Here is a 21604-nt window from a genome sequence, read left to right on the forward strand (position 1 = left end):
GAAATCCATTGACGCACAGTAGTTGCGAGCGCCTCAGGCCTTGAGATAGTCCGATTTTCCACCCAACCACCGCGCAACATGCCGAGCCGCCAATTCGGGGTGGCGATCCAGCATCTGCGGCGCCAGTTCGCGCGCCCATTCGAGCAGATGGGTGTCGGTGGCCAGGTCGGCAAAACGCAGCAGCGCATCGCCCGACTGGCGCGCACCCAGAAACTCGCCGGGGCCGCGGATTTCCAGGTCGCGCCGGGCGATCTCGAAGCCGTCGTTGGTCTCGGCCATGGCGCGCAGGCGCTCTTTAGCCGTTTCGCCCACGCGGCCGCTGTCGTTGGTGGCGTACAGCAGCACGCAGGCCGACGCTGCCGCGCCGCGCCCCACCCGGCCGCGCAGCTGGTGCAGCTGGCTCAGGCCAAAACGCTCGGCATGCTCGATGACCATGAGCGATGCGTTGGGCACATCCACCCCCACTTCAATCACGGTGGTGCTGACCAGCACGCCCATCTGGCCGCTGGTGAAAAGCGCCATCACGGCCTTCTTCTCGGCCGTGGGCATGCGCGAGTGCAGCAGGCCGACCATCACGCCGGGCAGGGCCTCGCTCAGGTCGGCGTGTGTGGCGGTGGCGTTGGAGAGGTCCAGCGCCTCGCTCTCTTCGATCAGCGGGCAGACCCAGTACACCTGCCGCCCGGCCTCCACCTGCGCGCCGATGCGCTCGATCACCTCGTCCTTGCGGCTGTCGGCGATCAGCTTGGTGACGATGGGGGTGCGGCCGGGGGGCAGCTCGTCGATGACGGACACGTCCAGATCGGCGTAGTAGCTCATGGCCAGCGTGCGCGGGATGGGCGTGGCGCTCATCATCAGCATGTGCGGCTCCATGCCGTGGGCGGCCAGCTTTTGCCGCAAGGCCAGGCGCTGCGCTACGCCAAAGCGGTGCTGCTCGTCGATGATGGCCAGCGCCAGGTTCTTGAACTGCACCTGCTCCTGGATCACGGCGTGCGTGCCCACCACCAGCGCAGCCTCACCGCTGGCCACCAGGGCCAGCATGGCGGTGCGGTCCTTCTTTTTCTGCCCGCCCACCAGCCAGGCCACCTTGCGGCCGTGCTGCGCCAGCAGCGGCTCCAGCCAGCCGATCATCTTGGCGAAGTGCTGCTCGGCCAGGATTTCGGTGGGCGCCATCAGCGCGCATTGCCAGCCCGCATCCATGGCCAGGCAGGCAGCCAGGGCCGACACCACGGTTTTGCCCGATCCCACATCGCCCTGCAGCAGCCTGTGCATGGGAATCTTGCGGGCCAGGTCGGCGGCAATCTCTTCACCCACCCGGCGCTGGGCGGCGGTCAGGTCGAACGGCAGCACGGCCATCAGCTGTTCGTGCAAGGGCAAGGCACCCTCCGCACCGGGCCGGGGCCGCAGCACGGGGGCACGCAGCATGTCGCGTTCGCGCCGCGACTGCTGCTGCGACAGCTGCTGGGCCAGTAGTTCTTCGGCCTTCAGGCGCTGCCAGGCGGGGTGGCTGTGGTCCTCCAGCGTGGACAGCGCCACGTCGGGCGTGGGGTGATGCAAAAAAGTGAGCGCTTCACGCAAGCTGAACGCGCGGCGGAGGCCATTTTGACCATAAAACCGTGCCCAGGGCGGCTCAGCCCCCGGCGGCAGCGTGTCCGACAAGTCCACCCGGGTCAGCGCACTGACCACGGCGCGGCGCAGGTAAGGCTGGGGCAGCCCGGCGGTGGTGGGGTACACAGGCGTGAGCGCGGCGGGCAGCTCCCCCCCGGCCAGGCGAAACGCGGGGTGCAGCATCTGCCGCCCCCAGAAGCCGCCCTTGACCTCACCCCGGATGCGCAGCCGGTTTCCCACGGCCAGGGTCTTCTGGTGCGACGGGTAAAAGCTGAAGAAGCGCAGCTCACAGCTGCCGGTGTCGTCCTCCACCTGCACCAGCAACTGGCGGCGGGGGCGCAGTTGCACCTCGCAGGCCGTGACCGTGGCCTCGATCTGCACCGTCTGCCCGTCCCGCGCGTTGGCCAGCGGGGTGATGCGGGTTTCGTCCTCGTAGCGCAGGGGCAGGTGCAGTGCCAGGTCAATGTCGCGGCGCAGGCCCAGCTTTTGCAACGCCTTCTGCGCGACCGAGGCCGCGCCCTGGCCCCGCGCTGCTGGGTTGGCGGCACGCGCGGGGGCTTTGGCAGGGGCTGGGGCGGCAGCGGGCATGGAGAGCAATTTGCTAGGGAAAACGAGCGGAGATGGCAGCCCGAAAAGGCTACCATGGTTACCATTGCTCACGCCTGACCAGGGCGTGTTTTCGAGTCCCGGGTTTCTGCCATGCTCAAGCGCATCCACATCCAACACCTCACCCTGGGCATGTACCTGCACGAGTTTTGTGGCTCGTGGATGGATCACCCGTTCTGGCGGGCCAAGTTCCTGCTCAAGGACCCCAAGGACCTCGCCCGCATACAGGCCACGGCCATCCAGGAAATCTGGATCGACACGGACAAAGGCCTGGACGTAGCGGAGGGCACCGCGTCGATGTCCCGCGAAGAGGTGGATGCGCAGATCGAAACCGACTTCAGCCGCCTGGAAGAACTGCCCCCGGTCAAGGTCAAGCTGCCGTCGCCCCCCCCGCCCCCCAAGCGCGACCGCAAACCGGCCGACATGCACAGCGAGCTCAAGATGGCCGCCGCCATCTGCGTGAAGTCCAAGGAAGCCGTGGTGTCGATGTTCAACGAGGCCCGCATGGGCCGGGCGGTGGATTCTGCGGGCGCCCAAAGCCTGGTGGAGGAGATTTCGGACTCCGTCACCCGCAACCCCGGTGCGCTCATCAGCCTGGCGCGGCTCAAGACCGCCGACGACTACACCTACATGCACTCGGTGGCCGTGTGTGCGCTCATGGTGGCGCTGGCCAAGCAGCTCAAGCTCAAGGAAGACCAGCAGCGGCTCGCCGGCATGGCGGGCCTGCTGCATGACCTGGGCAAGGCGGCCATTCCGCTGGCCGTGCTCAACAAGCCCGGCAAGCTCACCGACCAGGAGTTCACCGTGGTGCGCAGCCACCCGGTGGAGGGCTATCACATGCTCAAGGAGGGTGGCAACGTGCCCGATGCGGTGCTGGACGCCTGCCTGCACCACCACGAAAAGGTGGACGGATCGGGCTACCCCGACAAGCTGGCGGGCGAAGGCATCAGCGTGATCGCGCGCATGACGGCCATCTGCGACGTGTACGACGCCATCACCTCCGACCGGCCCTACAAGCGCGGCTGGGACCCGGCCGAGTCGCTGCGCCGCATGGCCGAGTGGACCAGGGACCACTTCGACGCGCGCATCTTCCAGGCGTTTGTCAAAAGCATCGGCATCTACCCCGTGGGCTCGCTGGTGCGGCTGACCTCGGGCCGCATCGGGGTGGTGACGGAGCAATCGCCCACCGCGCTCACCACACCCGTCGTCAAGGTGTTCTTCTCGACCAAGTCCGACCTGCGCATTCCGCCCGAGGTGGTGAACTTGGCCGCCCCGGACTGCAACGAGAAGATCGTGGCACGCGAAGACCCCGAGAAGTGGCGCTTTCCCGACCTGGACGAGCTGTGGTCCGGCTTCTCCGACAAGGTCTGGTAGCCCATGCCCACACTGATCACCCTGACGCTCAACCCCGCCCTCGATCTGGCGACCACCACCGACCACGTAGCCCCCACGCACAAGCTGCGCTGCGGCCCGGTGCGGCGGTTTGCGGGCGGCGGCGGCATCAACGTGGCGCGGGTGCTGCACCGCCTGGGCGCGGACGTGTACGCCTGGGCCCTGGCGGGCGGCGCGGCGGGCGCGCAGGTGCAGCAGCTGCTGGCCGACGAGGGCGTGCCCACGCAGCTGCAGCGCATTGCGGGCGACACGCGCGAGAACTTTTCGGTGGTCGAGACCACCACGGGCCAGGAGTTTCGGTTTGTGCTGCCCGGCCCCACGCTGCAGGCCAGCGAGTGGCAGGCTTGCCTGGATGCGCTGGCAACCCACGCCCCACCACCCCGCTGGCTCATTGCGAGCGGCAGCCTGCCGCCCGGCACGCCCGACGACTTCTATGCCCAGCTGGTACGCGCTGTATCCGCTGTATCCGACCAGGGCGTGCGGGTGGCCGTTGACACCTCAGGCCCGCCGCTGGCGGCGGCATTGAAAGCCGGGGTGGCGCTGGTCAAACCCAGCCTGCGCGAGCTGCGCGACCTGCTGCAACAGCCGCTGGAGCACGCCGCCGACTGGTGCACGGCTGCCCAGTCGCTGGTGCACAGCGGCGCGGCCGACACCGTGGCCCTGTCGGTGGGCGAACAAGGCGCGGTGCTGGCCACGCGGGAGGGCGTATGGCAAGCCCCCGCCCTCAACGTGCCCGCCACCACCGGCACCACGGGCGCGGGCGACTGCTTTCTGGCCGCGCTGGTCTGGGCGCTGGACCGGGGCGATGCGCCTGCCGAGGCGCTGCGCTGGGGCGTGGCCGCAGGCGCCGCCGCGCTGCTGCACCCGGGCACCACATTGGCCCAGGCCGAGGACGTGCAGCGGCTGGTGCGCAGCGTGCCCGCACCGGTGGCATTCAACATCCAGCCATAGCACCCCGCCTGCAGGGCCAACAGCCCCGTGGGACAATCGCGTCTTCCGCAATTTTTACCTTGGCACGGGCCCGTTCGGCCCTCAAGCACGATGACTGATCTTTCCTCCGGCGCAGCCAGCGCGCCCCACGCTCCCCGCGTGTTCACCCTCAGCGACTTCGACTTTTCGCTGCCCCCCGAACTCATTGCCCAGCACCCCGCGCCCGAACGCAGCGCCTCGCGCCTGCTCGACGGCCGCGCCATGCAACCGGTGGACCGCATCTTTCGCGAACTGCCCGGCCTGCTGCGCGAAGGCGATTTGCTCGTCTTCAACGACACGCGCGTGGTCAAGGCGCGCATCTTTGGCGAGAAGGCCAGTGGCGGCAAGCTGGAGTTGCTGATCGAGCGCGTGCTGCCCGCCGAGGCGGGCAACCCGGGTAACGAAGTCGTGGCCCACATGAAGGTCAGCAAGAAGCCCCTGCCTGGCAGCGTGGTGCACATGGCCGGCGGCCGCCAGGCGGGCGGCTTTGACGCGCAGCTGCTGGGCCGCTGGCCCACCGAAGACGGACCGCTGTTCCGCTTTGCGCTGCACGGCCCGGCGGGCGAGTCGCCCTGGGAGCTGATGGACCGCCACGGCCACCTGCCGCTGCCGCCCTACATCGAGCGCCACCAAAACAGCGACCACGACCCCGACGAGGCCGAAGACAGCCAGCGCTACCAGACCGTGTTTGCCCGCAACCCCGGCGCCGTGGCCGCGCCCACGGCCGCACTGCACTTTGACGAAGGCGTGCTGGCCGACCTGGCCGCACGCGGCGTCGATCGCGCCAGCGTCACGTTGCACGTGGGCGCAGGCACCTTCCAACCCTGCAAGACCGAGAACCTGGCCGAGCACCAGATGCACAGCGAGTGGTACGAGATTCCGCTGGCCACGCTGGCCGCGCTGGAGCGCTGCCGCCAGCACGGCGGCCGCGTGGTGGCCGTGGGCACCACCACCGTGCGCACACTCGAATCCTGGGCGAAGACGGGCCAGGCCTCTGGCGACACCAACATCTTCATCACACCGGGCTTTGCTTTCCAGGTGGTGGATGTGCTGATCACCAACTTCCACCTGCCCAAGAGCACGCTGATGATGCTGGTGAGCGCGTTTGCGGGTTATGCCCACATCATGGGCCTGTACCGGCACGCCATTGCGCAGCAGTACCGCTTCTTCAGTTATGGCGACGCCATGCTGCTGGAGCGTGCGCGCGGCACGCCGTGAGTTCCTCAGGCCCTGCGTCGTCGACCAGCCCTGCAGCCCGCCGGCGTGCGGCGCTGGCAGGCATCGCGCTGGCCGTGGTGGCCTGCGCTTTCTTTGCCTTGCTGGACACCGCCAGCAAGCTGGTCAGCGTGGGCGTGCCCATCGTCATGGCGCTGTGGATGCGTTACGTGTTCCAGTCGCTGCTGACCACGGCCTTTGTGCTGCAGCGCGCGGGGCGCTCGGCGCTGCGCACCACGCAGCCCCGCTTCCAGGCCCTGCGGGGCGCGCTGTTCGCCATGACCAGCCTGTTCGGCTTCATCAGCCTCACCGCCCTGCCGCTGGCAGAGTTCACGGCCATCGTGGCGACGGTGCCCCTGTGCGTGACGGTGGTGGCGGCCCTGTGGCTGCACCAGCCTGTAAGCCCTTTGCGCTGGTTGCTGGTGGTAGCCGGGCTGGCGGGCGCGCTCGCCATCATCCGGCCCGGCGGCGAGGCATTCACCTGGGCGCTGCTGTGGCCGCTGTGCATGCTGGCTTCGGGCACTGGCTACCAGGTACTTAGCAGCAAGATGGCGGGCCAGGAGAGCCCTGCCACCACGCAGCTCTACACCAGCTGGATCGCCACCGCGCTGGTGTCGCTGGGCGTGCCGTTCTTCTGGCAGCCGGTGAGTGACCCGTGGATGTGGGCGGGCATGTTCACCATGGGCCTGTCGAGCGCGGTGGGCCACATGCTGCTGCTCAACGCCTATGCACGCACCACGCCGGTGACGATTGCGCCGTTTTTGTATTCGCAGATCGGGTTTGCCATGCTGGCAGGCTGGCTGGTGTACCGCCATGTGCCCGATGCGTGGTCCATGGCGGGCATTACGGCCATCGTGCTCAGCGGCGCGGCCAGCGCGTGGCTGACCGTGCGCGAGACCCGTTAGGCACCAAAACAGCCGGTAGCGCCAGTGCAATATGCCTGAAAAGCTACATATTCAATAGCATCAAGCCCGCCACCTGGGCATGGATCAGAACGCCACCGCGTGCCCGTCCTTGCGCGGGTCCGAGCCTGCGATGTAGCTGTTGCCGTTCTTCAGCACCAGCTGGGCGCCGCCAAAAGCGAACACGCCGTTGCCCTCTTCCACCGTCACCTCGTGCCCGCGCGCGCGCAGCGCGGCGACCACGGCGGGGTCAAAGCCTGGCTCCACGGCCACGCCCTTGCCACCCGTCACGCGCCAGCGGGGCGCATCGGCCGCCGCCTGCGGGTTCTGGCCGTAGCGCAGCACGCGCAGCGCCATCTGGGTGTGGCCCTGGCTTTGCATGGGGCCGCCCATCACGCCAAAGGCCATCTGCGGCGTGCCGTCGGCATGCATGGTAAAGGCCGGGATGATGGTGTGCGAGGGGCGCTTGCGCGGCGCCACTTGGTTGGCATGGCCCGGAGTCAGGTTGAAGCCGTGGCCCCGGTTCTGCAGGCTGATGCCCGTGCCCGGGACCACCACGCCCGAGCCAAAGCCCATGTAGTTGGACTGGATGAACGAGACCATCATGCCGGACGCATCGGCCGCCGCCAGGTACACCGTGCCGCCGGGGCGTGGCGCGCCGTAGCCAGGGTCGCCAGCGCGCGTGGTGTCGATCAGCGCAGCGCGGCTGCGCAGGTAGTCGGGGTCCAGCAGCGCATCGGGCTTGACGTGCATGGCGTCAATGTCGGCGTTGTACTGGTGCAGGTCGGCAAAAGCAAGCTTCATGGCCTCGATGCTGGCGTGCACGGTTTCCACGTCGTCCAGCGGGTGCTTGCCAATGCCATGCGCGTCGAGCATGCCCAGCGCCATCAGCGCGGCAATGCCCTGGCCGTTGGGCGGAATCTCGTGGATGACCGAGTCACCAAACCGCTGCTGGATGGTGCCCACCCAGTCGGCCTGGTGTGCGGCCAGGTCGGCCATCGTCATCGCGCCGCCGTTGGCTTGCGCATGGGCGGCAATGCGTTCGGCAATCACGCCCCGGTAGAAGGCCTCGCCCTCGGTTTCGGCAATCAGCTCCAGCGTGCGCGCATGGGCTTCACTGCGAAAGACTTCACCCGCCTTTGGCACCCGACCATTCGGCATGAAGCACTCGGCAAACCCGGGCTGCGTGCCCAGCTTGGCCGCGCCCAGCGCCCACAGGCGGGCGATGGTGGGCGACACCGGAAAGCCGTTGCGCGCGTAGTCGATGGCGGGCTGGGCCAACTGCGCAAACGGCAGCTTGCCCAGGCGCTTGGACAGCGCCACCCAGGCCGACACGGCGCCCGGCACGGTGACGGCGTTCCAGCCGGTTTCAGGAATGCCGCCCAGCTTTTCGAAGTATTCAGGCGTCCACGCCGCAGGCGAGCGGCCCGAGGCATTCAAACCGTGCAGCTCCTTGCCATCCCACACGATGGCAAACCCGTCGCTGCCCAGGCCGCAGCCCGTGGGCTCCACCACCGTGAGCGCCATGGCGGCGGCAATGGCCGCATCCACCGCATTGCCACCCGCCAGCAGCATGCGCAGGCCCGCTTGTGCGGCCAGCGGCTGCGAGGTGGAAACCACATTGCGGCCCATGACCGCGCTGCGGTTGGAGGCGTAGGGAAGGGACCAGTCGAGGGATGGGGTATTCATAGCGTTCTGACTCTGTTGCCCCGCACAGGGCGGGCTGCATGAAACCGGCGCGGCGCAAAGCGAGGGACGCCGAGGAAGGGCCGCCCCGCACCGAGGGCGTCGTCCCCCTTCCCGAATGGCAACGCCATTCGAGAGAAGGGGGAAGCGGCAAAGCCGCTCAGGGGGATGTCACTCCAGGGTTATTTTGTGCTGGCGAATCACCGCCGCCCAGCGGTTGCTGTCGGCCTGCACCATGCTGGCGAACTGCGCGGGCGTACGCGGCGCAGCGGGCTCCACGCCCAGCTTGGCCAGGCTCTCGGCCACTTCAGGCGCCTGCACGGCCTTGGCAAAGGCCTTGTGCACCTTCTCGACCAGCGCGGGCGATGCGCCCGCAGGCAGGTACACCCCAAACCAGGTCACCGACGAATAACCGGGCAGACCGGACTCGGCCAGCGTGGGCAGCTCGGGCGCCAGGGTGCTGCGCTTTTCGCTGGTCACCGCGATGGCGCGCAGGCGGCCCGCCTTGGCGTGGGGCATGCCAGTGGGGAGCGAGTCGAACAGCACATGGGTCTGCCCGGCAATCAGGTCGGGGATGGCCAGGGCCGTGCCCTTGTAGGGGATGTGCGTCATCTCCACACCCGCCTGGGCGCTGAAGGCCGCCGTGTTCAGGTGCACGATGGTGCCGTTGCCGCTGGTGGCGTAGTTGAGCTTGCCGGGGTGGGCCTTGGCATAGGCAATCAGTTCGCCCACGGTCTTGACCGGCAGCGAGTTGGTGACCAGCAGCACGCTGGGTGCGTCGGCCACATGGGCCACGGGCGTGAAGTCTTTGCGCGGGTCGTAGGCCAGCTTGGGCATCAGGTGCGGCGAGATGGCGTGCGTGCTGCTGGTGGTCAGCAGCAGCGTGTAGCCGTCGGGTGCGGCCTTGGCCGCCTCGGCCGTGCCCAGAGTGCCGCCCGCGCCGGGCTTGTTGTCCACCACCAGTTGCTGGCCCAGGTCGGCCGCCACACGCTGCGTGACCACGCGCGCCACCAGGTCGGTCGCGCCGCTGGCCGGGAAGGGCACGATCACCCGCACAGGGCGGTCCGGCCAGTTGGCTTGTGCCTGCGCGGCAGACGCCAGCACCAGCAGGCCGGCCAGGCCCCAGACACCACGGCCCCAGGAAAGTAGACGCATACAGAGCACTCCCGCAAAGAAATCGGAGACAACAAAGGATGGAACCATCTTAGAAAGCTGCGCCTTGCTTGACCACCAGCATTTCAGCAAGCTGCTTTGCCGTCACGGCAAACCGACGCATACTGCCAGCCTCGCTCCCGACTCCGTCACCCATGCGCCCCCACCTGCTGCAAGACACCACCCTGCGCTACTTTCTGGCCGTGGCGCAGAGCGGCTCGCTCACCGAGGCCTCGGCCCGGCTGCATGTGGCCGCCTCGGCGCTGAGTCGCCAGATCGCGGGGCTGGAGGCGCAACTGGGCACGCCCCTGTTCGAGCGCCACCCGCGCGGCATGGTGCTGACAGCGGCGGGCGAGATCCTGGCCGTGCACGCGCGCCGCACCCTGCTGGACGCCGAGCGTGCGCTGGGCGAGATCGGTGCGCTGCAGGGCCTGCGGGCCGGGCAGGTGCGCCTGGCCACGTCCGACGCATTTGCCAACGAGCTGGTGCCACGCCTGTGCGTGGAGTTCCAGCGCACCTATGCCGGGGTGCAGTTCAGCGTGATCGCCCTGCCCACGGCCCAGGTCCCGGACGCCGTGCGCAGCGGCGCGGCCGACATCGGCCTGTGCTTCAGCCGCGCGCCGCACAGGGACATCGACGTGGCCTACCGCCAAAGCGCCCCCGTGCTGGCCCTGCTGCCGCCCGGCCACCCACTAGCCAGCGCAGGCAGCGTGACCCTGGCGCAGATGGCCGCCTACCCGCTGGCCCTGCCCCCGGCCGAAACCACGGTGCGCCAGATGATCGACATCGTCTGCAGCCGCCAGGGCCTGCAGCTCGAAGCCGTGCTCATCAGCAACCACGCCAAGACGGTGGTCAACTTTGTGCAGCTGGGCGGCGGACTGTCCGTGGCCAGCGAGATCGCCGTGCGCCACCTGGTGGCCGAAGGCGCCATCGTGGCCCTGCCCATCAGCGACCCCGGCATGGACCTGCGCGACATCGAGATCCAGACCCTGGCCGGGCGCAGCCTGCCGGTGGCGGCGCAGGCGTTTCTGGAGCTACTCAAGGAGCGGCTACCGCAGCCATGGTAGCCCTGGTCGTGGGTTATTCGCTATGCGGGTCATCACCCGGGAGTCCCAGGCGAATCGGGCCGCCGGGCGCCGTGGCATCCACCAGCACACCGCCGCGCGTGACGCGCAAGCGGTGCTGCTGTGCCAAAGCCTGCGCCACCTGCCTGACGTGGGGCATGTGCTGACGCCAGGCGCCACCCTCGGAGGCCAACGCCCGGGCGACCTCTGACGGGCAGATCGTCGTGTGCGGCTTGCGCTGTGCGAGCAAGGCGAAGATCTGCGCTTCCACGTCTACGTCGGTCATGGCGCACTCGTGGTGTTGCGACCCCTGCTCAATACCCGTGCTGCGCGCGAAAATCCCGCGCCTTGCCAAAGTGCCCGTTGCCAATGAAAGGTACGGGCGGGCGCAGTGCCGACAGCGGCGAGGGGTGGTTGGAGGTGAGCACCAGGTGCCCCCGGTCTGCGGGAATCCACGCCCGCTTGGACTGGGCGTGCGAGCCCCAGAGCATGAACACCACCGGGCGCGGCCCCTCGGCAACGTGGCGGATGACGGTGTCGGTCAGCACCTCCCAGCCTTTGCCTGCGTGGCTGGCGGCCTGGCCCTCTTCGACCGTCAGGCAGGTGTTGAGCAGCAGCACGCCGTTTTTGGCCCACTTGACCAGGCTGCCGCCGGGGTTGGGGAACGGGGGAAACGCCACCCCCAGGTCGCGCTGCATTTCCTTGAAGATGTTTTGCAGCGAGGGCGGCAGGCGCACGCCCGGCGCGACAGAAAACGCCAGCCCCTCGGCCTGGCCCCGGCCGTGGTACGGGTCCTGCCCCAGGATGACCACGCGCACCTCCTCGGGCGGCGTCAGCTCCAGCGCACGCAGCGGCTGGGGCGGAAAGATCGCAGCCCCCGCCTGCAACCGCGCCTGCAAAAACGCGAGCAGTGCCTGCCCACGCGCGCCGGCAAAGAACGCGTCCACCAAGGGCTGCCAGCCCGGGGCCACCGGCCAGTCGGCGGGATGGGCCGTCTGGAGTTGCGTGGCGGGCATTTCAGAGGGATTCATGGCGAAATGGGCTGGAAGCGCAGGTGATATATGCGCCAACAGCTATCAAAAAGATAGTAATTGTTCGCTGTCAAGCAAACAGCTTGGCCAGCGCCAGGCCGGGGTCGTCGGCGCGCATGAAGGCCTCGCCCACCAGGAAGGCGTGCACGCCCGCGTCGCGCATGGTCTTCACGTCGGCAGGCTTCAGGATGCCCGACTCGGTGACCAGCAGGCGGTCGGCGGGCACGTCTTTGAGCATGTCCAGGGTCGTGTCCAGCGTGACTTCGAAGGTGCGCAGGTTGCGGTTGTTGATGCCGACCAGCGGGGTCTTGAGCTTCAGCGCGCGCTCCAGCTCGGCGCGGTCATGCACCTCCACCAGTACCGCCATGTCCAGGCTACGGGCGATGGCTTCAAAGTCGGCCATCTGGGCATCGTCCAGGCAGGCCGCGATCAGCAGGATGGCATCGGCGCCCATCGCGCGCGATTCGTAGATCTGGTACGCGTCCACCATGAAGTCCTTGCGCAGCACGGGGAGCGTAGTGCTGGCGCGGGCCTGCTTGAGGTAATCGGGCTGACCCTGGAAGAACTGCCGGTCGGTCAGCACCGACAGGCAGGCCGCGCTGACCTTGCCATCGCCTTCCATGTAGCTCTGGGCGATGTCGGCCGGCTCAAAGTCGGCGCGCAGCACGCCCTTGCTGGGGCTGGCCTTCTTGATCTCGGCAATCACTGCCGCCTGGCCCTTGGCGATCTTGGCCCGCAGCGCGCCTTCAAAGTCGCGCGTGAGCACGCGGCTCTCGGCATCGGCGCGCATGGCATCGAACGGCAGGCGCTTTTTGGCGGCGGCCACTTCTTCGTGCTTGACGGCCACGATCTTGTTGAGGATGTCACTGCTCATGGTGGGCTGCCTTGTCGGTTTCATTGGGCTCGGCGGAGCCCTGTTTCAGAATGCGGGTGAACACGCGGTGCATCACGACCCCAGCCACGATGAACAGGGCAGAGACGCCCAGTGCAATCCAGGTGCCAGGGTCGTGCCACATGGCTACGTCAGGCCGTCGTATCAGACCGCTGCCGCCAGCGCATGCGTGCGCGTGACCACCTGCTCAAGCTTGGCCAGCGCGGCGCCGGAGGCAATCGCAGCGCGTGCCTTGGCAATGCCCGTCTGGATGGACTCGGCCACGTTGGCGGCGTACAGGGCCACGCCTGCGTTCAGGCAAACAATGTCCTGCGCAGCGCCGGGCTCGCCCTTGAGCACGCCGATCAGCATCTCACGCGATTGCTCAGGCGTTTCGACCTTCAGCGCGCGGTTGCTCGCCATCGGCAGGCCAAAGTCCTCGGGGTGGATTTCGTACTCGGTGATCTGGCCGTTTTTCAGCTCACCCACCAGTGTGGCAGCGCCCAGGCTCACTTCGTCCATACCGTCGCGGCCGTACACCACCAGCGCATGCTCGGCGCCCAGGCGCTGCAGTGCGCGCACCTGGATACCGACGAGATCGGGGTGGAACACGCCCATCAGGATGTTGGGTGCGCCTGCGGGGTTGGTGAGCGGGCCCAGGATGTTGAAGATGGTGCGCACGCCCAGCTCCTTGCGCACCGGGGCCACGTTCTTCATGGCGGGGTGGTGGTTGGGTGCGAACATGAAGCCGATGCCGACGTCGGCAATGCACTGGGCGATCTGCTCGGGCTTGAGGTTGATGTGGATGCCCAGGGCTTCCATCACATCAGCGCTGCCGCTTTTGCTCGACACGCCGCGCCCGCCATGTTTGCTGACCTTGGCGCCTGCGGCGGCGGCCACGAACATCGAGCAGGTGGAGATGTTGAAAGTGTTGGCACCGTCGCCGCCCGTTCCCACGATGTCCACCATGTGGGTCGCGTCCTTGACGTGCACCTTGGTGCTGAACTCGCGCATCACCTGCGCGGCGGCGGTGATCTCGCCGATGGTTTCCTTCTTCACACGCAGGCCGGTGATGATGGACGCCGTCATGACCGGCGAGAGTTCGCCATTCATGATGAGACGCATCAGGTGCAGCATCTCGTCGTGGAAGATTTCGCGGTGCTCGATGGTGCGCTGCAGCGCTTCCTGGGGGGTAATGGGCATGGAATGTCTCCTGGTATTTATGCAGAGGGCTGGTCTGTGAAGGCCAGCTTGAGCCCGAAGCCGACGAACATGGCACCCGCCACGCGGTCCAGCCAGTGCATGCCACGCTGGATCACCCCGGCGCGGCGCGCCATCCAAGACGCAGCCAGCGCCCAGCCCACGTTGACGGGGATGGCGTTGACGTTGAACAGCACGCCCAGCAGCACAAAGGCCAGCGCCTTGTTGTCCGCACCCGGCGCGATGAACTGCGGCACAAAGGCCAGGAAGAAAATCGCCACCTTGGGGTTGAGCACATTGGTCCAGAAGCCACCGAGGAACACTTTGCGCAGCGGCGTGTGCTGCGCAGGGGCCGCCTGCGCAGCCGCCAGTGCAGCCGTGTTGCCGTTGTCGGCGCCGGGCTTGGACAGCAGCATGCGCACGCCCATCCACATAAGGTACGCCGCACCGATCCACTTGAGCACGGTGAAGGCAGTGGCCGATGCGGCCAGCAGTGCGCCCACGCCCACGGCGGCGGCAAAGATGTGCACAAAGCACCCGGCCGTGATGCCCAGCCCCGCCACGATGCCAGCACGCGTGCCGGACTTGAGCGCGTTGGTCACGATGTAGAGCACATCAGGCCCGGGCGTGAGGTTGAGCAGCCAGCCTGCGGCGATGAACATCACCAGCTGGTGGGCGTCGATGAAGTTCATGCGCGCTGCTCCAGAAAGTTCTTCAGCATGGCGTGGCCATGTTCGGTGAGGATGCTTTCGGGGTGGAACTGCACGCCTTCGACGGGCAGGGTCTTGTGGCGCACGCCCATGATCTCGCCGTCGTCGGTCCAGGCCGTCACCTCCAGCACATCGGGGCAAGAGGCGCGCTCGATGGCCAGGGAGTGGTAACGGTTGACCGTGAACTTCTCGGGCAAGCCCGCAAACACGCCCTTTTGCGTGGTGGTGATAACGCTGGTCTTGCCGTGCATCAGCTCTTGCGCGCGGATGATGGTGCCGCCAAAGGCTGCGCCAATGGCCTGGTGGCCCAGGCACACGCCCAGGATGGGCAACTTGCCAGCAAAGTGCTGGATCGCGGCGACCGAAATGCCTGCCTCGGCGGGGGAGCAAGGACCGGGCGAAATCACCAGGCGATCGAGCTGGCCTGCATTCAGGCGCGCATCGATCTCGGCCACGGTGATCTCGTCGTTGCGGAACACCTCCACCTCGGCGCCCAGTTCACCAAAGTACTGGACGATGTTGTAAGTGAAGCTGTCGTAGTTATCGACCATCAAGAGTTTTGTCATGCGGCGCTCCCGGCCAAGGCGGGCTCGCGCAGACGGGCGAACTCGCGGTGTTCATAGGCAATGCAGGCTTCCATGAGGCTGCGGTAGATGGCTTCCATCACGTCGGCGTCGCCGCCTTCGGCCTGTGCGCGTTCGCGCACGCGGGCCACGATGGCCTGGATACGCGCTTCATCGCGCACCTGCTCAGCGCCTTGCTTGATGCGCGCGGCCTGGGTCATGTAGCCCACGCGCTCCACCAGCAAGGGCACCAGGACGTCGTCCAGCGCGTTCACTTCGCGGCGCACGTCCTGCATGGTGGTGCAGTCCTTCACTTTGGCAATGGCCTTGGTTTCAGAGGACGTCATTCCAGCCCCTCCTCGACCAGCTCTGCGGCACGCAGCAGTGCGCGGGCCTTGTGCTCGGTTTCTTTCCATTCCAGCTCGGGCACCGAATCGGCCACCACCCCCGCAGCGGCCTGCACATAGAGTGTGCCGTTCTTGATGATGCCGGTGCGGATGGCAATGGCCACATCCATGTCGCCCGCGTAGCTCAGGTAGCCACAGGCGCCGCCGTACAGGCCGCGCTTGGTGGGTTCGAGCTGGTCGATGAGCTCCATGGCGTGCACCTTGGGTGCGCCGGTCAGCGTGCCAGCGGGGAAGGTGGCCTTGAGCACGTCCATGCTGGTCATGCCGTCGTGCAGGATGCCTTCCACGTTGCTCACGATGTGCATCACGTGGCTGTAGCGCTCCACCGCAAAGGCCTCGGTCACCTTCACGGTGCCGGTCTTGGCGATGCGGCCGATGTCGTTGCGCGCCAGGTCGATCAGCATCACGTGCTCGGCGCGCTCCTTGGGGTCGTTGATGAGTTCGACCTCGGTGGCCTTGTCCTTCTCGGGCGTGGCGCCGCGTGGGCGGGTACCCGCCAGGGGGCGGATGGTGACCTTGGTGCCTTCGTCGGTCTTTTCCTGCCGCACCAGGATCTCTGGGCTGGCGCCCACCACATGGAAGTCGCCAAAGTCGTAGAAGTACATGTACGGCGAGGGGTTCAGCGAACGCAGGGCGCGGTACAGCGACAAGGGCGATTCGGTGTAGCGCTTGTGGATGCGCTGGCCCACCTGCACCTGCATGAAGTCGCCGGCCGCGATCAGCTCCTTGGCACGGTCCACGGCGGCGAGGTAGTCGGCCTTGGCAAAGTCGCGCTGGGCAGGGTGGCTTTCGGTGGGCTTGACCACGGGCGCGCTCACCGAATATTTGAGCTGCTCCTTCAGGTCGCGCAGGCGCTTCTTGGCCTTGGCGTAGGCCTCGGGCTGGGCCGGGTCGGCGTAGACGATGAGGTAGAGCTTGCCCGAGAGGTTGTCGATGACAGCCAGCTCCTCGCACTGCAGCAGCAGGATGTCGGGGCATCCCAGCGTGTCCGGCGGGCAAGTGGTTTCGAGCTTTTTCTCGATATAGCGCACCGCGTCATAGCCAAAGTAACCGGCCAAGCCACCGCAAAAACGCGGCAGGCCGGGGCGCAAAGCCACCTTGAAGCGCTTTTGGTAGGCCTCGATGAAATCGAGCGGGTTGCCTTGGGCGGTCTCAACCACCTGGCCGTCGGTCACCACCTCGGTCCTGGCCTGGCTGCCAAAGCCGCTGGCGCGCAGCAGGGTGCGTGCGGGCAGGCCAATGAAGCTGTAGCGCCCGAAGCGCTCACCGCCCACCACCGATTCCAGCAGGAAGCTGTGCTTGCCGCCGTCCTTGGTGTGCGCCAGCTTCAGGTAGAGCGAGAGCGGGGTTTCCAGGTCCGCAAAGGCCTCGGCCATGAGCGGAATGCGGTTGTAGCCTTCGCTGGCCAGGCTTTTGAATTCAAGTTCTGTGATCACGGGGAAAGCTCCCAGCTGTCGCAGCGCGTGTCCCTGTGCATGAAAGCGGGGCGCTGCGGTCCATTCAATCGGCCTCACCGCATCGGGGTGGGGCCACGGGTGCACGCTGGGGCGATTGCCCAGGTGCCATCAGGCGTTCAAAGCGACAGGCTGACGCCAGGGCCAGGCTCCCCGGTCGCTGCAACCTGTGATGAACACGTGGTGAATGAACATGGGCCAAAGTGTAGCAAAGCTTTTTTGGCGGACCGATTTGACCGCCCTCACAGCGAGATCGCACAACCGCTCGAAAACCCTGTTGCGGCCCGAGGGGAGCGCTGCAACAATTTGAAACGAACGACCGTTCTTTTTTTAGGAGCTGCGCATGAAATTCCTGACGCGATGGGCTGTGATGGCCGGTGCATGCCTGCTGGCAGCCAGCGCCGTTGCCCAGCCCATGACCGTGGCCGACGTGAAATACGAAGAAACCGCCAGCGTGAGCGGCAGCACCCTGCAGCTCAATGGTGCCGGGGTGCGCTACAAGGCGGTTTTCAAGGTGTACACGGCGGGGCTGTATCTTGAAAAGAAAGCCGGCACACCTGCCGACGTCATGGCCCAGAAAGGCCCCAAGCGCATGAGCATCACCATGCTGCGCGACATCGACTCCACCGAGCTGGGCAAGCTGTTCTCGCGGGGCATGGAGGACAACATGGACCGCGCGGCGTTCTCCAAGCTCATCCCGGGCGTACTGCGCATGAGCCAGATCTTCTCGGACCACAAGAAGCTGGTGGCGGGCGATCAGTTCCAGATCGACTGGATTCCCGGGACCGGCACCATCATCACTGTCAAGGGCAAGCCGCAGGGTGAGCCCTTCAAGGAGCCCGAGTTCTTCAACGCGCTGCTGGGTATCTGGCTGGGCAACGCACCGGCCGACTGGAAGCTCAAGGACGCCTTGCTGGGCAAGACTGCCCAGTCCCCGTCCTAAAAGGCTCTGTTTGCCCTAGGGCAAACACCCACGCTCTCCCGGCCCCAGTTGTCGCGCGTCCGACAGACGCGCCCTCTACCCGGGAGTAGCCTGCCTCTTACTTTTTGCTACAGCCATTTCCCATCTTTAAGACTTCCGACGACGCGACAACCGGCCTCCCGCTGCGCACACCCGCAGCGCCCGAGGCCACGGCCTGAACCGAGTTTTATGCGCTACCCGCGCCCCGCAACGAGCCGTCTGTAACGCCCCTTGTGATCCCTGCCCTCCTTCGCGCCAGACACCACCATGAAACTCAGCAACCTTTCCGTCGGCCTGCGCCTGAGCGCATCCTTCGGCGCCATCTTGCTCATCACAGCCCTCATCGCGGCCACCGGAATGTGGCGCATCGCCAGCCTGCAAAGTGCCAGTGAGCGCGTCGCCACGCAGGAGATCGAGCAGCAGACCCTGGTGGAAGACTGGGCGTCGGACATCCGCCTGAACTGGGTGCGTACCGAAGCGTTCCTCAAGGCCATTGACCGCGACTACATGGACAAGCTCACCGCCGACACGCAGGCGACGGCCAAGGGCATGGAAGCCAAGGTCAAGCGCATTGAGGCGCTGGTGCAAGGCGACAAGGCCAAGGGCCTTTTGGCTGCGATTGCCACGGCACGTCAGGCCTACAACGACAAGCTCAACGAAATCCGGGAACTGCACCGCGGCGGCGAGCCCAACGTGCCTGCCCTGGTGGACAAGGACCTCCGCCCGCTGGCCGACAAGTACCTCCAGTCCCTCGACGACCTGCGCAAGACCATGGCCGCACAGCTGGCCGAAAGCCAGTCCGACACCTCAACCCTGGCCAAGGCCAGCCAGGTGCTGCTGGGTGTGGGCACGCTGGTGGCTGTTGCGCTGGGCGCGCTGATGGGCCTGACCGTCACGCGTTCCATCGTCCGCCCCTTGCAGCAAGGCCAGCAAGCCGCCGAAAGCATTGCCGATGGCGACCTGACCCACCCCATCACCGCCAGTGGCAACGATGAAACCGGCCAGCTGCTCCAGGCACTGTCCACCATGCAATCACGCCTGGCCACCATCGTGGGCAACGTGCGCTACAGCGCCGAGGGCGTGGCCACGGCCAGTGCCGAGATTGCATCGGGCAACAACGACCTGAGTGCCCGCACCGAACAGCAGGCCAGCGCACTGGAAGAAACCGCCGCCTCCATGGAAGAGCTGGGCTCCACCGTGCGCCAGAACGCCGATAACGCCCGCACCGCCAACCAGCTGGCCATGAGCGCATCCACCGTCGCCCAGCAGGGCGGCGACGTGGTGGCCGAGGTAGTAGACACCATGAAGGGCATCAACGACAGCAGCCGCAAGATCGCCGACATCATCAGCGTGATCGACGGGATCGCCTTCCAGACCAACATCCTGGCGCTGAACGCCGCCGTGGAGGCTGCCCGTGCCGGCGAGCAGGGCCGGGGCTTTGCCGTGGTTGCGGGCGAGGTGCGCAGCCTGGCGCAACGCAGCGCCGAAGCCGCCAAAGAGATCAAGGGCCTGATTGGCACCAGCGTGGAGCGCGTGGAGCGCGGCACGGCCCTGGTGGACAAGGCCGGCGCCACCATGACCGAGGTGGTCAGCGCCATCCGCCGCGTGACTGACATCATGGGCGAAATCAGCGCCGCCAGCAGCGAACAGAGCCAGGGCGTCTCGCAAGTCGGCGAAGCCATCACGCAGATGGACCAGGCCACGCAGCAAAACGCCGCCCTGGTGGAACAAAGCGCCGCAGCCGCCGACAGCCTCAAAACCCAGGCCGGCCAGCTGGTGGATGCCGTGGCGGTGTTCCGCCTTTCGGACAACGCCACGCGCCACAACAGCTCCGCGCCCGCCCCAGTGCGCAGCAGTGCCCCTGCAGCGTCGCGTCTGGACTACCGCAACGTGGCGCCGCGCCAGCTGACCGCCTGAACGCCAGCGCCCCGCGGACCGAACCGGCAGGCTCAGGTCAGCTGGGCCAGCGAATCCACAAAACCATCGGCGTCCACGGCCCGCACGGGCTGGCCGTGGTTGTAGCCGTAGGTGACCAGCACCACCGGGCAGCCGGCAGCCCGCGCGGCCTGCGCATCGTTGCTGGAGTCGCCCACCATGAGCGTGCGCGCGGGGTCGGTACCCAAGGCTTCGCAGGTCTTGAGCAATGGCAACGGGTCGGGCTTCTTGCGCTCGAACGAGTCGCCACCGAAGACCTTCTCGAAATACCCATCCAGGCCCTTGGACTGCAGCAGGGGCAGCGCAAAGTCCTGGGGCTTGTTGGTCAGGCACGCCAGCCGCAGGCCACGGGCTTGCAAAGCCTGCAGCCCCGCCTTCACACCGTCATACACCCCGGCATACTGGCCATTGATGGCGAGGTAGTGGCGCTGGTAGCTGGCCCAAGCTGACGGGTAGAGCGCTTCAATTTCCGTAGCAATGGAGGAATGTTTGACCTGCACCAGAACGTGATTGAGCACTGATCGCAACAGATGCTCCGACCCCTTGCCCACCATGTGCTCAATCGTCTGGGCCGCAATCGACGGCAGCTCCAGTTCACGCAGCATGCGGTTCAGGGCCTCGTTGAAATCACCCATGGTGTCCACCATGGTTCCGTCCAGGTCGATGATGGCGGCGTCCACACGGGCGTGGTCTATCGGAATAAAGTTCACAAATGCGAAATAGAGTTTGCAACTTTTCGGATCGTAAGGCCTAGCGCCTCGGAATAGAGTTTGCAATCGATGGTCACGTTGCCCGCCGCCACGGCACATGCTGGCGCAAGCTGACCTGCATGTGGGCCAGGCCGACGGCTTTGCAGCGATTGCGGCCGTTGGTATTCAGCGGCCCAGCTTCCCGTGAATAGCGTGAAGCAGTCTTAGCAGCAGGAGAGCGTATGCCGGTTTATGGCGGCGGCCCGGACAACAGCCGATCCGGGCTGAACGCCAAGTCTGCCTGGATGCGATACATCCGAATTGATAGGTCCAAGTTGTCCGAGGATCACACTCAAGCGTCTGGAACAGGCGTAGCGGAGACCGCCTCCTCAGCCAGTTCATCGAGCACGGCAAAAACCCCCTCGAGATCGTCTCGATAGAACGCCGTGTAGCTAGGCAAAAAAACGCATCGCCCGCTGCCTTGGAGGCCAAGTCCCAGAATGTGATTGCGATGGGTCAGCCAATACCTTCCCATAGCCTTCGGATCCAACCCACCTGGTAGCCCCGACTTGGTCGCGACATAGCCCTCTTCGTCTCGCCCCGTGTGGAAGGGGCTGCTCAGGTGGGCGAGGCAGTGGTCGAGGAACAGCTGCACGTTGTCGCCATCGACGATCGGACTAAAGCAATGGCCAAAGACGTAGTCGTTCATCAATCTGGAGATGCTGCCTCCATCTTCGGCACCGCTTTCATCGTAGTGACCACATCCGACGCCAGAGCCGTTAGGGGGCAGTGCATTGCTGAGCTGATAGATGACGAACGACGCGGCAAAGGACCGTGCGGCCGCAACTCGACGGGCAATTGTTGTGTCACCTTGATCGGATCCGGGGTCCAGCGAAGCCTCCTCACGTAGATGCGCAAAGGCCTGGCCGAGGAACGCATCTACAGGCACTCCCCGTGCTTCAGCGATGAAGTTTCGTCCAGGCTCGATGTAGGTGCGCTTGAAGTGCGCGAAGACCTGCTGAGACAACGTCCTCATCCCCATCAACGCCAGCTGACTGACCAACCCGGACCTTGGAGCAGACATGTCTTGGTGGACGATGAGCGCAGTGTGCAGGTTGTACAACTGTCCACCGCGATCCGCCGAGCACTGTAGCCTGAAGAGCATGAGGTCGTTCCAGCCCAGAACGCCGCG

The 21604-nt window shown here is 66.4% G+C and carries 21 protein-coding genes; 7 read left to right on the plus strand and 14 right to left on the minus strand.

Annotated features, from left to right (window positions below):
• Positions 1-33 precede the first annotated feature (33 nt).
• A complete protein-coding gene (gene recG / locus ACODSU_RS14855) occupies positions 34-2193 on the minus strand; it encodes an ATP-dependent DNA helicase RecG (RefSeq protein ID WP_488842813.1) in 2160 nt (719 codons plus the stop codon).
• A 111-nt stretch (positions 2194-2304) separates the two neighbouring features.
• Between recG and ACODSU_RS14860 the strand changes: the two genes are divergently transcribed.
• From ACODSU_RS14860 to ACODSU_RS14875, 4 genes are all read left to right on the plus strand, one after another.
• Positions 2305-3585, plus strand: coding sequence for a cyclic di-GMP phosphodiesterase (locus tag ACODSU_RS14860; RefSeq protein ID WP_488842814.1), 1281 nt, complete (start codon positions 2305-2307; stop codon positions 3583-3585).
• A 3-nt stretch (positions 3586-3588) separates the two neighbouring features.
• On the plus strand, positions 3589-4554 hold the full coding sequence (locus tag ACODSU_RS14865; protein WP_488842815.1) for a 1-phosphofructokinase family hexose kinase: 966 nt from the start codon (positions 3589-3591) through the stop codon (positions 4552-4554).
• Positions 4555-4644: 90 nt separating this feature from the next.
• Complete coding sequence (queA, locus tag ACODSU_RS14870) at positions 4645-5790, plus strand: tRNA preQ1(34) S-adenosylmethionine ribosyltransferase-isomerase QueA (RefSeq protein ID WP_488842816.1); 1146 nt, start codon at positions 4645-4647, stop codon at positions 5788-5790.
• Positions 5787-6692, plus strand: a complete 906-nt coding sequence (locus tag ACODSU_RS14875; RefSeq protein WP_488842817.1) for a DMT family transporter — start codon at positions 5787-5789, stop codon at positions 6690-6692. The genes queA and ACODSU_RS14875 overlap by 4 nt, the downstream gene beginning before the upstream one ends.
• Positions 6693-6776: 84 nt before the next feature.
• On the opposite strand, the gene ACODSU_RS14880 is transcribed toward ACODSU_RS14875, so the two are convergent.
• Both ACODSU_RS14880 and ACODSU_RS14885 read right to left on the minus strand, forming a co-directional pair.
• Positions 6777-8378, minus strand: coding sequence for a gamma-glutamyltransferase family protein (locus ACODSU_RS14880; protein ID WP_488842818.1), 1602 nt, complete (start codon positions 8376-8378; stop codon positions 6777-6779).
• Between the two features lie 168 nt (positions 8379-8546).
• Entirely contained in the window at positions 8547-9530 is a 984-nt protein-coding gene (locus tag ACODSU_RS14885; protein ID WP_488842819.1) for a Bug family tripartite tricarboxylate transporter substrate binding protein, read from the minus strand.
• A 152-nt stretch (positions 9531-9682) separates the two neighbouring features.
• Between ACODSU_RS14885 and ACODSU_RS14890 the strand changes: the two genes are divergently transcribed.
• Entirely contained in the window at positions 9683-10594 is a 912-nt protein-coding gene (locus ACODSU_RS14890) for a LysR family transcriptional regulator (protein WP_488842820.1), read from the plus strand.
• A 13-nt stretch (positions 10595-10607) separates the two neighbouring features.
• Here ACODSU_RS14890 and ACODSU_RS14895 read toward each other — a convergent pair whose 3' ends face one another.
• From ACODSU_RS14895 to trpE, 9 genes are all read right to left on the minus strand, one after another.
• On the minus strand, positions 10608-10877 hold the full coding sequence (locus ACODSU_RS14895; RefSeq protein WP_015016047.1) for a DUF3253 domain-containing protein: 270 nt from the start codon (positions 10875-10877) through the stop codon (positions 10608-10610).
• Between the two features lie 28 nt (positions 10878-10905).
• Entirely contained in the window at positions 10906-11622 is a 717-nt protein-coding gene (locus ACODSU_RS14900) for a uracil-DNA glycosylase (protein ID WP_291444334.1), read from the minus strand.
• 70 nt (positions 11623-11692) lie between these two features.
• The gene (gene trpC / locus ACODSU_RS14905) at positions 11693-12496 is read right to left on the minus strand and encodes an indole-3-glycerol phosphate synthase TrpC (protein ID WP_291444336.1); all 804 of its coding nucleotides are present in this window, start codon (positions 12494-12496) and stop codon (positions 11693-11695) included.
• A complete protein-coding gene (locus ACODSU_RS14910) occupies positions 12486-12638 on the minus strand; it encodes a hypothetical protein (protein WP_291444337.1) in 153 nt (50 codons plus the stop codon). Before ACODSU_RS14910 ends, trpC begins: the two co-directional genes overlap by 11 nt.
• A gap of 20 nt (positions 12639-12658) precedes the next feature.
• The gene (gene trpD / locus ACODSU_RS14915) at positions 12659-13696 is read right to left on the minus strand and encodes an anthranilate phosphoribosyltransferase (RefSeq protein ID WP_488842821.1); all 1038 of its coding nucleotides are present in this window, start codon (positions 13694-13696) and stop codon (positions 12659-12661) included.
• A 17-nt stretch (positions 13697-13713) separates the two neighbouring features.
• Positions 13714-14385: a LysE family translocator gene (locus ACODSU_RS14920; RefSeq protein ID WP_488804680.1), complete on the minus strand. Its 672-nt coding sequence runs from the start codon at positions 14383-14385 to the stop codon at positions 13714-13716.
• Positions 14382-14969, minus strand: coding sequence for an aminodeoxychorismate/anthranilate synthase component II (locus tag ACODSU_RS14925; protein WP_488842822.1), 588 nt, complete (start codon positions 14967-14969; stop codon positions 14382-14384). The genes ACODSU_RS14920 and ACODSU_RS14925 overlap by 4 nt, the downstream gene beginning before the upstream one ends.
• Positions 14966-15313 (minus strand): chorismate mutase, encoded by a 348-nt coding sequence (locus tag ACODSU_RS14930; RefSeq protein WP_488842823.1) that lies wholly within the window; start codon positions 15311-15313, stop codon positions 14966-14968. The genes ACODSU_RS14925 and ACODSU_RS14930 overlap by 4 nt, the downstream gene beginning before the upstream one ends.
• Positions 15310-16809, minus strand: a complete 1500-nt coding sequence (trpE, locus tag ACODSU_RS14935; RefSeq protein WP_309828436.1) for an anthranilate synthase component I — start codon at positions 16807-16809, stop codon at positions 15310-15312. Before trpE ends, ACODSU_RS14930 begins: the two co-directional genes overlap by 4 nt.
• Positions 16810-17170: 361 nt before the next feature.
• Here trpE and ACODSU_RS14940 point away from each other — a divergent pair, with 361 nt between their 5' ends.
• Both ACODSU_RS14940 and ACODSU_RS14945 read left to right on the plus strand, forming a co-directional pair.
• Complete coding sequence (locus ACODSU_RS14940; RefSeq protein WP_060986298.1) at positions 17171-17770, plus strand: chalcone isomerase family protein; 600 nt, start codon at positions 17171-17173, stop codon at positions 17768-17770.
• Positions 17771-18055: 285 nt separating this feature from the next.
• A complete protein-coding gene (locus tag ACODSU_RS14945) occupies positions 18056-19705 on the plus strand; it encodes a methyl-accepting chemotaxis protein (RefSeq protein ID WP_488842824.1) in 1650 nt (549 codons plus the stop codon).
• Between the two features lie 32 nt (positions 19706-19737).
• Here ACODSU_RS14945 and ACODSU_RS14950 read toward each other — a convergent pair whose 3' ends face one another.
• Entirely contained in the window at positions 19738-20433 is a 696-nt protein-coding gene (locus ACODSU_RS14950) for a phosphoglycolate phosphatase (protein WP_488842825.1), read from the minus strand.
• A gap of 331 nt (positions 20434-20764) precedes the next feature.
• A complete protein-coding gene (locus ACODSU_RS14955) occupies positions 20765-21535 on the minus strand; it encodes a hypothetical protein (protein WP_488842826.1) in 771 nt (256 codons plus the stop codon).
• Positions 21536-21604: the final 69 nt, after the last annotated feature.

The organism is Acidovorax sp. FG48 (genome assembly GCF_057809085.1).

Coding starts and splice junctions, on each gene's coding strand:
- ACODSU_RS14880 (WP_488842818.1), bottom strand. CDS start 8,378: ATGAATACCCCATCCCTCGACTGGTCCCTTCCCTACGCCTCCAACCGC.
- ACODSU_RS14900 (WP_291444334.1), bottom strand. CDS start 11,622: ATGAATCCCTCTGAAATGCCCGCCACGCAACTCCAGACGGCCCATCCC.
- ACODSU_RS14885 (WP_488842819.1), bottom strand. CDS start 9,530: ATGCGTCTACTTTCCTGGGGCCGTGGTGTCTGGGGCCTGGCCGGCCTG.
- ACODSU_RS14945 (WP_488842824.1), top strand. CDS start 18,056: ATGAAACTCAGCAACCTTTCCGTCGGCCTGCGCCTGAGCGCATCCTTC.
- ACODSU_RS14860 (WP_488842814.1), top strand. CDS start 2,305: ATGCTCAAGCGCATCCACATCCAACACCTCACCCTGGGCATGTACCTG.
- ACODSU_RS14940 (WP_060986298.1), top strand. CDS start 17,171: ATGAAATTCCTGACGCGATGGGCTGTGATGGCCGGTGCATGCCTGCTG.
- ACODSU_RS14895 (WP_015016047.1), bottom strand. CDS start 10,877: ATGACCGACGTAGACGTGGAAGCGCAGATCTTCGCCTTGCTCGCACAG.
- trpD (WP_488842821.1), bottom strand. CDS start 13,696: ATGCCCATTACCCCCCAGGAAGCGCTGCAGCGCACCATCGAGCACCGC.
- ACODSU_RS14890 (WP_488842820.1), top strand. CDS start 9,683: ATGCGCCCCCACCTGCTGCAAGACACCACCCTGCGCTACTTTCTGGCC.
- ACODSU_RS14865 (WP_488842815.1), top strand. CDS start 3,589: ATGCCCACACTGATCACCCTGACGCTCAACCCCGCCCTCGATCTGGCG.
- ACODSU_RS14910 (WP_291444337.1), bottom strand. CDS start 12,638: ATGTGGCACGACCCTGGCACCTGGATTGCACTGGGCGTCTCTGCCCTG.
- ACODSU_RS14920 (WP_488804680.1), bottom strand. CDS start 14,385: ATGAACTTCATCGACGCCCACCAGCTGGTGATGTTCATCGCCGCAGGC.
- ACODSU_RS14930 (WP_488842823.1), bottom strand. CDS start 15,313: ATGACGTCCTCTGAAACCAAGGCCATTGCCAAAGTGAAGGACTGCACC.
- recG (WP_488842813.1), bottom strand. CDS start 2,193: ATGCCCGCTGCCGCCCCAGCCCCTGCCAAAGCCCCCGCGCGTGCCGCC.
- trpC (WP_291444336.1), bottom strand. CDS start 12,496: ATGAGCAGTGACATCCTCAACAAGATCGTGGCCGTCAAGCACGAAGAA.
- ACODSU_RS14925 (WP_488842822.1), bottom strand. CDS start 14,969: ATGACAAAACTCTTGATGGTCGATAACTACGACAGCTTCACTTACAAC.
- queA (WP_488842816.1), top strand. CDS start 4,645: ATGACTGATCTTTCCTCCGGCGCAGCCAGCGCGCCCCACGCTCCCCGC.